The sequence below is a fragment of the Chloroflexota bacterium genome (assembly GCA_016875535.1).
In the GTDB taxonomy this organism is placed as follows: Bacteria; Chloroflexota; Dehalococcoidia; order SHYB01; family SHYB01; genus VGPF01.
In genome coordinates, this window is sequence record VGPF01000017.1 from 31104 (window position 1) to 44125 (window position 13022).

The window sequence follows — 13022 nt, forward strand, 5'->3', positions numbered from 1 at the left end:
CCTATTTCCTCCCGTTGTTGATGTGATTGATGACCGCGGCGACGATCTTGGACTTGCTCCAGATCACGCGGCCTTCCTCTTTGAGCGTCTCGCACTCATTGAGGATCTTCGCTTCGCGAGAGTTGTACCGGTCAAGAAGGTCCTTCACCGTCTTCAGGCGCTCCTTGAGGGCGTTCTCGCTCTGCTCCATCTTCTGCTTGTTCGTCCGCTCGCGGCTCACCAGGGCGTCAATGGATCCCTGGGTGGGAGGCCCGAACATCACATGATCCTCGGAAATCTCCACATTCAGATCGAACCGCTTCTTCGCCTCGCGAAGGATCGTCTTCATGTCCTCGCGATTGTCCACGCCCATCTGCTCGCCCAGTCGGTCCATAGAGATCGGCTGGCCGGCTGCATGGATCAGGAACTCGGCGTCGAAGAACCGCTCCTTCAAGATCTCGTAGTTCACGAGATAGCTGCCAACCTCAACAGCGAATACCGGATCAATCAGATTGTGGCCGCTGGACACCTGCGCCAGAAACTCCCGCTTCACCACGCCGTCCAGGGCTTGCATCAGATCAAGATAGGTAAAGCCGATCAGCCTCAGCAGATCGCCGTCCGTGACCACCTTCCCGCCCACATCATGGACCACACCCTCGGTCATCCAGTAGCTCTTGATGGCGTCCAGGACATAGACCGACCGCACATTGAACGCCGTCTCGAGATCCCTCCGGAATGCCGTGTAGTCGCGAGGTCGGATATACCGCAGAAGAAATCCGAACTTCGACCGATCTAGCGTATCCTTCGGATTGAAGGCTTTGGGATCAAAAGCCACCAAATTCTCCGCATGGACACATGCCAGACGCCGCTTCATCGCCCACTCACGGAATACCTTTTCTGTCTGAGCGGGCTTTGTACGGTCCGGCGTCACCTCACAAAAACCGTACATTTGAATCATGCGTTCCCAGTCGCCTCTCCGCTCACTGGAAACTGGCCACGCGCTAATCAGAGCCATTAGCTGCCTCCTTTCATTATTGTATTTTTTGCTGCTGGCTCTTGCAAAGGGTTTTAACCCCATTTAGAATCTTGTTCAGTACCACATACAATATAATCCGCCTCACGTAAGAGGGTTGTCAATACATTTTTGGACGAGTTTTGAACCAAGTTTAAAATTGACGGTTGCATTCATTACGTAAATCCCGTCGCCTCTTTCTATATAAGGAAGCCAACAATGGTCAGCCTCCCGTCTAAGAAATTCCTCGGGCCATTGACCGAGCGCGAGCTCGAGTACAGCTTCAAACAGCTCATCGGTAAATCGTGGCGATACCAGGACGCTAAGCCCTTCGCCCAGCGCGTCAAACACAACCCTGCCGTCGCCGCTCCCTACCTCATCGCCCAGCTCTCCCAGGGCGAGCGTGAGCGCGAAGTCGCCTCCTCCCTCCTCCTCCTCCTCAAGGGCCCGCGCGTCGTCGCCCCGCTCTACACGCTCCTGCGCGACCCAGAGAAAAACGATGTCGTGCGCGCCACCGCCGCCTCGCTCCTCTGCGCCCTCGGCGAAAACGTCACCTCCTCAGGCGCCGTCCGCGCCCTCCACGATCCCGCTGCCCTGGCCGATCACGCGCTCCAGGTCATTCTCGAAAAGATCACCGACGACGAAGCCTTCCGGGAGCAGTTCCTCGATAACCTGGAGAGCGACGACGATGCCAGCCGCGCCGATGTCATCGCCTCCCTGGCCGAATCCAGGGACCATCGCGCCATGCATCTCCTCCTCCCCCTGCTCGATAGCTCGCGCCCCGCCACCGTCTCCCTCGTAATCTCCTCTCTGGATCGCCTGGAAAACAGCGCCGCCCTCGCGCCGCTCAAGGGGCTGGCGGAGAGCGGCCCGCGATCGCGCATCCGCCAGGAAGCCCGCGCCGCCTATGGCCGCCTCATGATGCGCTCCAGCGCCCACATGAAGCCGACCCTCTACCGCCCAGGGGCCAGCGCCTCCCTGCCGGTCCATCGTGCTTGCGTGACGCTCCTTGATCAGCACGGCGACCAGGCCATCGTCGTCGCCCGTGCCCGTGCCGATGGCTTCCTGAAAGTCCTCACCATCCATACGAGCGATCTCTCAGGGGTAAAGGACTGCTACGGTGTGGACATGATGCGCCCCCAGGAGCTCGATGAGATGCTCGCCGCCCTCAATCGCCAGGGCCTCTGCCCGGTGGAGGTGGGCCTTGTTGCATGCCGCGAGGTCATCTACGCCGCCCGCGAGCTGAACCTCTCCCTGGGGAAACGTCCGCCGATGCAGCTCGCCATCTGGCGCGACCTGCTGGAGAGCGAAGGGGCGCAGAATCTCGATGATGCACCCACATTGCGCCAGCTTCCCCTCTGGAATCACGATGAAGCCGACTTGCTGAGCGCCCTCCCCAAGACCGGCGCGCTCCTCGCCGCTCCTGAGTTCCGTCAGTGGTTCTTCGATGTCCAGCTCGTCTGGCCCTATGTTGATGAATGGAGCGCCGCATCTATCGAAGAGCGCTCCGGCGACCAAGGGAAAGCGACCCTCGATGCCCTTGTCACCCTTGCCGCGCGCGATCTCCTCAAGCCCGCCATGCGCAAGCTTCTCTGGCAGCGCCTCACCAGGCAAGCGGAGCTCTTGGGGCGCCTCGGCAAGGCCGATCTCTCGCTCCTCACCGCCGCCGCCTCACACGGCCTCCACCCCGAGCACGGCATCCCCGCCGAGCACCATCCCTTCGTCCGCGCCATGGCCCTCGGCAGCTTCATGAATGCCGGCCTGCGGGTGGAGATGCGGAGCTCTGCTTGATTCCCGTCTGCTGCATCTTGAGATACCTCATGCAGCAGGCCTGTGATACATAGCAGGCCTATAAGCGTACTTTCCCTTGCCTCTCCTTTCTCACTCTGCTAGCATGTCCCATGGTTCTACTTCTGGAGAACCGCCTATCGGATCCCTCCCACATCGCAACTTGCAACGGGGGCTGTGACCATCGATGACCACCACCAAGAAGAGCCCGCTCGACCACCTGAGCGACCTGCGCGAGCAGTCCAAGCTCGGCGGCGGCAAAGACCGCATAGAGGCCCAGCACAAGCGCGGCAAGCTCACCGCCCGCGAGCGCGTCACCCTCCTTCTGGATGAAGGCTCCTTCGAAGAGCTCGATTCCTTCGTCGCCCATCGCGCTACCGATTTCGGCCTCGGCGATAAGAAATACCTCGGCGATTCCGTCGTCACCGGCCACGGCACCATCAACGGCCGCACCGTCTTCGTCTTCTCCCAGGACTTCACCGTCTTCGGCGGCTCCGTCTCGGAAGTCGTCGGCGAAAAGATCTGCAAGCTCATGGACATGGCCATGAAGGTCGGCGCTCCCGTCATCGGCCTCAACGATTCCGGCGGCGCGCGCATCCAGGAAGGCGTCGTCAGCCTCGCCGGCTATGGCGAAATCTTCCTCCGCAACACCCGCGCCTCGGGCGTCGTTCCCCAGATATCCGTCATCCTCGGCCCCTGCGCGGGCGGCGCTGTCTACTCCCCCGCCATCACGGACTTCGTCTTCATGGTCAAGAACATCGGCCAGATGTACATCACCGGGCCGGACGTCATCAAGGCCGTCACCGGTGAAGAGGTCTCCCACGAAGACCTGGGCGGCGCCATGGCCCACGCCACCAAGAGCGGCGTCGCCCACTTCGCCCTCGATTCCGAGCAGTCCTGCATAGAGCAGATCCGACGCCTCGTCAGCTTTATCCCCTCCAACAACATGGAGGAGCCTCCCGCTCAGACGCCCACCGATAGCCCGGACCGCTCCACCGAATCCCTGGCCCAGATCGTCCCGGACGATCCCGCCAAGCCATACGATATGCGGGAGGTCATCGCCGCCGTTGTGGACGATGGCGACTTCATGGAGGTCCACGAGCATTTCGCCGGCAACATCATCGTCGGCTTCGCCCGGTTCAACGGCCGCTCCGTCGGCATCGTCGCCCAGCAGCCCAACTTCCTCGCGGGCGTCCTTGATATTGACGCCTCCGTCAAGGCCGCGCGCTTCGTCCGCTTCTGCGATTGCTTCAACATCCCCCTCGTCACCTTCGCCGATGTCCCCGGCTTCCTCCCCGGCACCGGCCAGGAGCACGGCGGCATCATCCGCCACGGCGCCAAGCTCCTCTACGCCTATTCGGAGGCCACGGTGCCCAAGGTCAGCGTCATCACCCGCAAGGCTTATGGCGGCGCCTACATCGTCATGAGCAGCAAGCACCTTCGCGGCGATATCAACTACGCTTGGCCCACCGCCGAGATCGCCGTCATGGGGCCGGACGGCGCCGTGAACATCATCTCCCGCGATGAGATCACCAAGTCCGCCAACCCGGAGCAGACCCGCAAGCGCCTCATCGGGGAATACAAGGAAAAGTTTGCCAATCCCTACATCGCGGCCGCCCGCGGCTATATTGACGATGTTATAGACCCCAGGGAAACTCGCGCGCGCCTCATCAAGGCCCTGGAGATGCTCCACGGCAAGCGCGAAAGCCTGCCCCCCAAGAAGCACGGGAACATACCGCTCTGATGCCCGATGAAAAGCTCGCTGCGGCCATCCTCGCCGCGGTAAACGCCTTCCTGGATGAAGAGGCCCAAGGGGCCAAGCCCGCCAGGCAGAACTGGTGGAGCTATAGCGGGCGCCTATCGGCCACGGCACAGCGGCTCGCCTGGTTGCGCAGGCCTCGGTAGCCCCCCGGGAAGCGCAGGCCCACGCCATGACCCAGCAGAAGCCCAACCCGGAGGCCGTGTCCCCCCTTCGCATCACGGAGACCTCCTTCCGCGATGGCCACCAGTGCACCGTCGCCACCCGCATGCGCACCGCCGACCTGGAGGCGATCGCGGAGGCCATGGACCGCGCTGGCTTCCACTCCATCGAGATGTGGGGCGGCGCCACCTTTGACGCCATGACCCGCTTCCTGGCGGAAGACCCCTGGGAGCGCCTCCGCCTCCTCAAGCGCCTCATGCCCAAGACGCCATTCCAGATGCTCCTCCGGGGGCAGAACCTCGTCGGCTATCGCAACTATCCCAATGACATCGTCAAAGCCTTCATCAACCACGCCGCCGGATGCGGCATAGACATCTTCCGCATCTTCGATGCGCTGAACGATGAGTGGAACCTGGAAAGTTCCATCAAGTATGTGAAGGAGTGCGGCAAGCACGCCCAGGGCGCCGTCTGCTTCTCCGTCACGGAAGGGCGCGTCGGCGGCCCCATCTACAACATAGACTATTTCGTGAAGAAGGCCCTCACCCTTCAGGATATGGGCGTGGACAGCATCTGCCTCAAAGACATGGCCGGGATGATCAACCCCTACGATACCCAGGCCGTCATCCTGGCCTTCAAGTCCAAGCTTCGCGTCCCCATCCAGCTGCACACGCACTACACCAGCGGCATGGCCTCCATGGCCGTCCTCAAGGCCGCCGAAGCCGGCATAGACGCCGTGGACACCTGCCTGGCGCCCATGGCCCTTCGCGCGGCGCAACCCGCCATCGAGCCCATCGTCGCCACCCTGCGCGGCACCCCTCGCGATACCGGCCTCGATCTCGCCTACCTCCTCAAGCTCGGCGCCCACTTTGAAAAAGTCCTCCCCAAGTACCGCGATTTCCTGGACACCACGCGCTTCGCCGCCATAGATACCAACGTCCTCATGCACCAGATCCCCGGCGGCATGATCAGCAACCTCCTCTCCCAGCTCCGTGAGGCGGACGCCCTCGATCGCCTGCCGGAGGTCTACGTGGAGATCGCCAGGACGCGGGCGGACATGGGCCATCCGCCCCTGGTGACGCCCTCCAGCCAGATCGTCGGCGTGCAGGCCGTCAACAACGTCCTCTTCGGCCGCTACAAGATGATTACGGCCCAGGTGAAGGACTACTGCTTCGGCCTCTATGGCCGTCCGCCTGCCCCCATCAATCCTGACCTGGTGAAAGCGGCGCTCAAAGGCTACCCCGGCGGCGAAAAGCCCCTCACCGGCAAAACCGCCGACTACTTGAAACCCGAGCTTGACAAGGCCAAGGCCGAATCCAAAGGCGTCGCCAAAGACATCGGCGATGTCCTCACCTACGCCCTCTATCCCACCACTGGCCTCCGCTTCCTTAAGTGGAAGTACGGCCAGGAGCCCGTTCCTCCGGAGACCCAGGGCAAGACTCTGGAAGACATCAAGCGGGAAGATGAGCTCATCGCCAAGATCAAAGAGGGGAAGCCTGTGGAGACCCCCGCGAAGGCGCCGCCCGCCAAAAGCCCTCGTGCCCGCGCCTTCAACGTCTACGTTGCAGGTCAGCACTACCTGGTGGACGTTGACCCTGCCGATGGCGTCCCCAAGCTCCAGCCGCAGGTCCCTGCCTCTGGGAAAGCCCCGGCCCCTCAGCCCCAGCCGCCCAAGCCTCCCCCCGCCGTCTTCAACGGCTCGAATCAAGTCCTCGCCCCCATGCCGGGAATCGTGATAAAATGCCTCGTCGCTGAAGGAGATGTCGTGGAGGCTGGCCAAAGCGTCATCAGCCTGGAGGCGATGAAGATGGAGAACGCCCTCCCCGCACCCGCAGGCGGCAAGGTGCGCTTTACCGTCAAACCCGGCGCTAGGGTCACAAAGGGTCAAGTCTTAGCGGTCATCGAATAGCAGGAGATAGAGCACGTCCCCCATACCCGGGGGACTTTTTACGTGAACGAGCGGCCTAGGAGGACGGCATGACAACCACGGTTCAGCCCAAGAACTACACCATCGAGGAGGCCAAGACCCACTTCGGCAAGGTCCTCGAACAGCAGCTGGCGCGCGTCGAGCGCGTCAGGAAGGATACTGCGCCCACCGATTTCTCCAAGGTCAAGCCCATCATCGTCGGCATCCTCGGCGGCGATGGCATCGGCCCTTACATCGCCGCCGATGCCCAGCGCGTCCTGGAAACCCTCCTCAAGGACGAGCTCAAGAGCGGCAAGGTGCAGTTCAAGACCGTCGAAGGCCTCACCATCGAAAATCGCGCCAAGCACCTCAAGGCCATCCCGGACGACGTGCTGGCCGAGATCAAAAAGTGCCACGTCACCCTCAAGGGCCCCACCACGACTCCTGAAAAAGGCGATGGATGGCCCAATATCGAAAGCGCCAACGTCGCCATGCGCAAAGAGCTCGATCTCTTCGCCAACGTGCGCCCCGTCCGCATCCCTAGTCAGGGCATTGACTGGATCTTCTTCCGCGAAAACACGGAGGACGTCTATGCCGTCGGCAGCCAGGGCATCCAGGTGAACGACCTGGCCGTGGACTTCAAGGTCATCACCGCCCCGGGCTCCCGCCGCATCATCCGCATGGGCTTTGATTACGCCAAGCGCAACGGCAAGACCAGCGTCACCATCGTCACCAAGGCCAATGTCGTCAAGACGACGGACGGCCTCTTCCTGGAAATGGCCAAGGAGGTCGCCAAGGACTATCCCGGCATCAAGTGGGAGGGTTGGTACATAGACATCATGACCGCCAAGCTCTTGGACACCAAGCGCCGCACCGATTTCCAGGTCATCGTCCTTCCCAACCTCTACGGCGATATCATTACGGATGAAGCGGCGGAGATCCAGGGAGGCGTCGGCACCGCGGGCAGCGCCAACATCGGCAACAAGTACGCCATGTTCGAAGCGATCCACGGCAGCGCCCCGCGCATGGTCAAGGAAGGCCGCGCCAAGTACGCCGACCCCAGCTCCATGATCCGCGCAGGCGCCATGCTCATGGAGCACATCGGCTTCGGCGCCACCGCCCAAAAGCTCAATATCGCCCTGGAGGTCTGCGGCCAATTCGAAAAGAAGCTCGTCATGACCGGCCGCGATACCGGCGCTACCGGCAAGGAGTTCGGCGACTACATCCTAGACACCATCAAAGACCCCACCCTGGAGTCCCGCTGGAAGAAATACTCCGGCGCCAAGTAACTGCCTGTCACCCTGAGCGCTCCCGGTCCGCCGGGAAGCGAACGGGCCTACGAAAGCGATCGTCCGTCACAAAGACAAGCAGCCCGATCATTGAACTCTCCTTAAGGCAACAGGACCGCACATCAGCAACCAACGCACAGGAGCAGAAGAAAGCACATGCGAAAGAAAGTGACCGTCGTCGGAGCAGGCAACGTCGGCGCCACCCTCGCCCAGCGCGTGGCCGAAAAGGGCTATGCCGATGTCGTCCTCGTGGACATCGTCGAAGGCCTCCCCCAGGGCAAAGCCCTCGATATCCAGGAGTCCGCCCCCGTCCTGGAGTTCGATTCGCGCATCACCGGCTCCAACACCTATGAGGCCACCGCGAACTCGGACATCGTCGTCATCACCGCCGGCATCGCGCGCAAGCCCGGCATGAGCCGCGACGACCTCCTCAACACCAACCAGAAGATCGTCGGCGGCGTGACGGAGCAGGTCGTCAAATACTCCCCCAACGCCGTTCTTATCATCGTCAGCAACCCCTTGGACGCCATGTGCCACGTGGCCCACAAGGTCAGCAAGTTCCCCAGGAACCGCGTCATCGGCATGGCGGGCGTCCTGGATACCGCCCGCTTCCGCACCTTCATCGCCATGGAGCTCAACGTGGCGGTGGAAGAAGTCCAGGCCTACGTCCTCGGCGGCCACGGCGATACCATGGTCCCCCTCACCCGCTACACCAGCGTCGCAGGCATCCCCGTCGGCGAGCTCATCCCCAAAGGCCGCCTCGACCAGATCGTCCAGCGCGCCCGGGATGGCGGCGCGGAGATCGTCAGCCTCCTCAAGACCGGCAGCGCCTACTACGCCCCTTCGGCCTCAACCCTCCAGATGGTGGAGGCCATCCTCTTCGATAAGAAGCGTATCCTCCCCTGCGCCGCGCTCCTGGAGGGCGAGTACGGCATCAAGGGCCTCTACATCGGCGTGCCCGTGAAGCTCGGCGCATCCGGCATCGAGCAGATCATCGAAGTGAAGCTCACGCCCGATGAAGGCGCCGCCCTCAAGAAGTCGGCCGCGGCCGTCCAGGAGCTCGTCACCGCCCTGAAGTTGTAAGCCCCGTCAGCCAAGTTCCCCCTCAGGGGCGGCTCATCCGAGCCGCCCTATTATTTTTCCGCGCATGCCCTTCCGTTGACACCCCGTCTCGACGGTCATATCATGACCGCCACAGCCGTATCACCTGGAGGGCGCGATGCACAAATGGGGCGTCATTTCAGCCGATTCCCACATCCTCATCAAGGACGATGCCCTCCTCAGCCATCTGGAGCCCAAGTGGCGCGCTCCCGTCAAAGAGGTCTTTGACTCCCGGCTCAAGGCCATCAAAGAGAGCAGCTCCCGCCTCTATGAGACGCCCAAGTGGGCCGCAGCCGGGCGCGCAGGGGAGTGGGACCCTACCGAACGGCTTAAGGACATGGACACCGATATGGTGGACGCCGAAGTCCTCTACTCCTCGCCCGATGGCGGCACCCGTTACTACTCCCTCCCCAGGGAAGGCTGCATCAAGGCTATCCAGGCCTTCAACGATGCCGCCCTTGATTTCACCAGCGCCGATCCCAAGCGCCTCCTCGCCGTCCATCTCGCCCCCGTCACCGACCCGGAGACGGCGGTGACGGAGGTGAAGCGCCTGGCTCACGCGGGCGTCAAGGCCATCATGATCCCCGCCCAGCCCTTGGACCTCGGCCTCAAGCCATATTGGGATAGGTCATGGGACCCCCTCTGGGCAACCCTGGAAGAGACGGGCATCCCCGTCAGCCAGCATCTGGGAGGCAACCAGACCCTCCAGCGCCTCATGCCCCACGATCCAACGCCTAACTACGGCATCTTCCGCGCCCTCTCTCAGCTCGTCCTCTCGGAACAGCTCGCCGGCTGGTGCATGGCCGGAACGCTTCACCGCTTCCCCAAGCTCAAGATCGTCATGGTCGAAGCCGGCCTGGGCTGGATACCCTACATGTTGGAGCGCATGGACTACACCGTTCGCAAGCTCCAGTGGAAGAAAGAAGTCCTGCCGGAAAAGCCCAGCCACTACTGGTACCAGTCCATAGCGGCGACTTTTGAAGAGGACGAGTTCGGGGTGAGGAATCGGCACGATATCGGCGTCAACAGCCTCATGTGGGCCTCCGATTATCCGCACCCGGACTCCACCTGGCCTGACTCCCACGGCTCCATCAAGAAACAGTTCGCGGGCGTCCCCGCCGATGAAGTGAAAAAGATGACCTACGGAAACGTCGTCCGCTTCTACCACCTGAACTAACAGTGCGCCCAAGCCTCGCCTTCCAATAAAGGCCTCAGGCATTCGGTAGACCTCCCGAACAGACCCGCCCACACAAACGAAATGCCCCTTTCGAAGATTCTGGCCTCAGGCCGGACCTTCGGCCCGGTCTGCCGGAACCACTCGCAGGGAAGGGGTAAAGGTTAGGTCGCCTGAATCCCCCTCTCCTCCGTCATCTGGCATGCTGCCTATGCAGAAAAAGTAAGGCCTCCGGCTTCACGCCGGAGGCCTTTGCATCTGCTCGAACCTTCGTCCTAAATGCGGCTGATGTACGTCCCGGTGCGCGTATCCACCTTCACCGTATCGCCCACGTTCACAAAGAGCGGCACATCAACGGTCAGCCCCGTGGCGGTCTTGGCCTTCTTGCCGCCGCCGGCCGCCGTATCGCCCTTGAACCCCGGCTCAGCCTCCACGATCTTCAGGTCAACCGTGATCGGCAGCGTCACGGAGATCGGCCGCTCCTTGTAGACCACCATTTCCACCGGCATGCCGTCCTGCAGGAACTTCACCGATTCGCCAAGGAGCTCGCTGGGTATGGCCTTCTCCTCATACGTCTCGCCGTCCATGAAGTGGTACATATCGCCATCGGCATAGAGGAAGGTCCCGGCGCGGCTCTCCACAACGGCCTTCGGCACCTTATCGTCGGTGCGGTAGACCTTTTCCGTTGTCGCGCCCGTCGCCACGTTGCGCAGCTTCATCCGCATCCGAGCTTCGGAGTTGCCCTTGCCGGCTTTGTACTGCTGGTACTCGAGGATGGTGAAGAGCTGGCCGTCTATCTCAAGGATCGTGCCCCGCGAAATTTCCAGGGCAGGAATCATGGTAGCCATAGGAATACCTCCACAACGGTCGGGGAGGGCAAGTGTACCACAGGGTTAGCGGCGGCCACAATCAGAGGCGGAAGGGCCCGGGAGGTGGTAGAATCTCGGCGGCATCCCGGCTGGAGGCATCCTCGCCCGACCCACCATGCCCGAACAGATAGTCAACGGACTGCGCATCTACTACGACGAGCGCGGCGCGCCCGATGGCCCTGCCATCCTCTTCATCCCCGGCCTGGGCAGCAGCCACCTCAGCTGGGGCGGCGTCACCAGGCACATCCCGCCCTCCTACCGCATCATCGTCGTGGATCCGCGCGATGCCGGCCGGAGCGAGCGCACCATCGCCGATTACACCGTCGGCGATATGGCGGAAGATATCGCAGGCCTCCTCCAGGGGCTGAACGTCAAGAAGACCGCCGTCGTCGGCATCTCCATGGGAGGCGCCATCGCCCAGGAGCTGGCGATCCGCTACCCGGACAGGGTCGAGCGGGCCGTCCTCGTCGCCACCTATGATTCAGGGGACTCCCGGGGCACCTTCATCTTCGAGCAGTTCGCCCGCCTGCGCCGCCTCCTTTCCAAGGAAGATTATTACCGCACCATCCTTCCCTGGATCTACACCCACCAGGAGTTCGAGTCCATCGCGCCCGATCAGGCCGTCAAGCAGTTCGCCCAAGACCCCTTCTTCCAGGACCCGGACACCTACGAGCGGCAGATGCGCGCCACCATCGCCTACCGCTCCCGCGACCGCCTGGGCCTCATCACCTGTCCCACCCTGGTCATCTTCGGCGATGAGGACATGTTCACGCCCCTGCGCTTCGCCCGCTCCCTCCAGGCCGGTATCCGCAACTCCAGGCTTGTGGTAGTATCCGGCGCGGGCCACGGCATCATCTGGACGCGCATCGTGGAAGTGGCGTCCCTCATCGCAAACTTTATGAAGGAGCCGCCGCCCAAAAAGCAGGAGGCCGCCTCATGAACCCTCGCTTTTCATGCAGCGTCACCACCGCCTGGAACTGGGACCTGGGGCAGTGTCTGGAGACCTGGAAACGGTTGGGCATCCCGGCCATCGGCATCACGAGACTGGGGATGGAGCGCTACGGCAGGGAGAAGGCGATCAAGGCGATCCGCGAATCGGGTCTCGCCGTCTCCAGCTTCCAGGGCATCCGCGTCGCCGGCATGTTCGATAGGGCAACCTACCAGCGGTCGAAGGACGAAGAGGTGCGCGCCCTGGACGATGCCGCGCAGATCGGCGCCGACTGCGTCTACCTCATCACCGGCCCCCGGGGCGCGCTCTCCTGGGACGAAGCCGCCAAGCGCACCGAAGCGACGGCCCGCGAGCTCCTGGCGGAGGCCAAGAAACGCAGGCTGCGCATCGCCCTGGAGCCCGTCCACCCCATGCGCCAGGACCTGACCTTTGTGAATACCGCCGCCGACGCCTGGAGCATCGTGAAGGCGATGGACGATACGGACTTCGGCTACGTCTTCGATTGCTGGCATCTCTGGTGGAGCCGGGATGTGATGGACGTCATCAAGCGATCGGCGAAGAAGATGTTCGCCGTGCAGATGGACGACCATAAACCCCACTCCAACCGCACGATGGACCGCGCCATGCTGGGCAAAGGCATCATTCCATTGAAGGAACTCCTTGGAGCCATCGAGAAGGGCGGCTACAAGGGCTACTACGATGTGGAAATCATCGCGGACGACCTGCAGCAGTTGGGCTATGAAGCGGCGCTGAAACAGATCATCGTTGACTTTGACCGCCTCTGGGCGGAGACGTTCGGGAAGTAGCCGGCCCCTCCGCCCGTCCTCCGTCTCTCCTAACCCCCGACCTTCCTCAATCCCTACTGCCCTTCTCCCCATCAGCGTCTTCCATCGTTCTGACGCCTCTCATTCCAATGAGTCCGGACCGCATGTTGCATCGGGGCCGCACCAGAGCGGACAAATCTCCCCATCCTGCCTCTGTGCTCTCTGTGCCCTCGGTGGATCAACCCTCTTCCTCCTCCTTCCTCCATTCCTTCT

General features: G+C 62.4%; 10 protein-coding genes. 8 read left to right on the forward strand and 2 right to left on the reverse strand.

Features of this window, described 5'->3' with window-relative positions; all coding sequences use genetic code 11:
- Position 1: 1 nt before the first annotated feature.
- Positions 2-814, reverse strand: coding sequence for a DUF4358 domain-containing protein (locus FJ039_06575; protein ID MBM4405830.1), 813 nt, complete (start codon positions 812-814; stop codon positions 2-4).
- Between the two features lie 396 nt (positions 815-1210).
- Between FJ039_06575 and FJ039_06580 the strand changes: the two genes are divergently transcribed.
- From FJ039_06580 to FJ039_06605, 6 genes are all read left to right on the forward strand, one after another.
- Entirely contained in the window at positions 1211-2782 is a 1572-nt protein-coding gene (locus FJ039_06580; GenBank protein ID MBM4405831.1) for a hypothetical protein, read from the forward strand.
- Between the two features lie 184 nt (positions 2783-2966).
- A complete protein-coding gene (locus tag FJ039_06585; GenBank protein ID MBM4405832.1) occupies positions 2967-4523 on the forward strand; it encodes a methylmalonyl-CoA carboxyltransferase in 1557 nt (518 codons plus the stop codon).
- A gap of 187 nt (positions 4524-4710) precedes the next feature.
- Positions 4711-6606, forward strand: coding sequence for a pyruvate carboxylase subunit B (locus FJ039_06590; GenBank protein MBM4405833.1), 1896 nt, complete (start codon positions 4711-4713; stop codon positions 6604-6606).
- A gap of 68 nt (positions 6607-6674) precedes the next feature.
- A complete protein-coding gene (locus tag FJ039_06595) occupies positions 6675-7892 on the forward strand; it encodes an isocitrate/isopropylmalate dehydrogenase family protein (protein MBM4405834.1) in 1218 nt (405 codons plus the stop codon).
- Between the two features lie 156 nt (positions 7893-8048).
- Positions 8049-8975, forward strand: a complete 927-nt coding sequence (gene mdh, locus FJ039_06600; GenBank protein MBM4405835.1) for a malate dehydrogenase — start codon at positions 8049-8051, stop codon at positions 8973-8975.
- A 136-nt stretch (positions 8976-9111) separates the two neighbouring features.
- Entirely contained in the window at positions 9112-10170 is a 1059-nt protein-coding gene (locus tag FJ039_06605) for an amidohydrolase (GenBank protein ID MBM4405836.1), read from the forward strand.
- Positions 10171-10442: 272 nt separating this feature from the next.
- On the opposite strand, the gene efp is transcribed toward FJ039_06605, so the two are convergent.
- Entirely contained in the window at positions 10443-11015 is a 573-nt protein-coding gene (gene efp, locus FJ039_06610) for an elongation factor P (GenBank protein ID MBM4405837.1), read from the reverse strand.
- A 136-nt stretch (positions 11016-11151) separates the two neighbouring features.
- On the opposite strand from efp, the gene FJ039_06615 reads away from it, so the two are divergent.
- Both FJ039_06615 and FJ039_06620 read left to right on the forward strand, forming a co-directional pair.
- A complete protein-coding gene (locus tag FJ039_06615; protein ID MBM4405838.1) occupies positions 11152-11976 on the forward strand; it encodes an alpha/beta hydrolase in 825 nt (274 codons plus the stop codon).
- Complete coding sequence (locus tag FJ039_06620) at positions 11973-12791, forward strand: sugar phosphate isomerase/epimerase (GenBank protein MBM4405839.1); 819 nt, start codon at positions 11973-11975, stop codon at positions 12789-12791. The genes FJ039_06615 and FJ039_06620 overlap by 4 nt, the downstream gene beginning before the upstream one ends.
- The last annotated feature ends 231 nt before the right edge of the window (positions 12792-13022 follow it).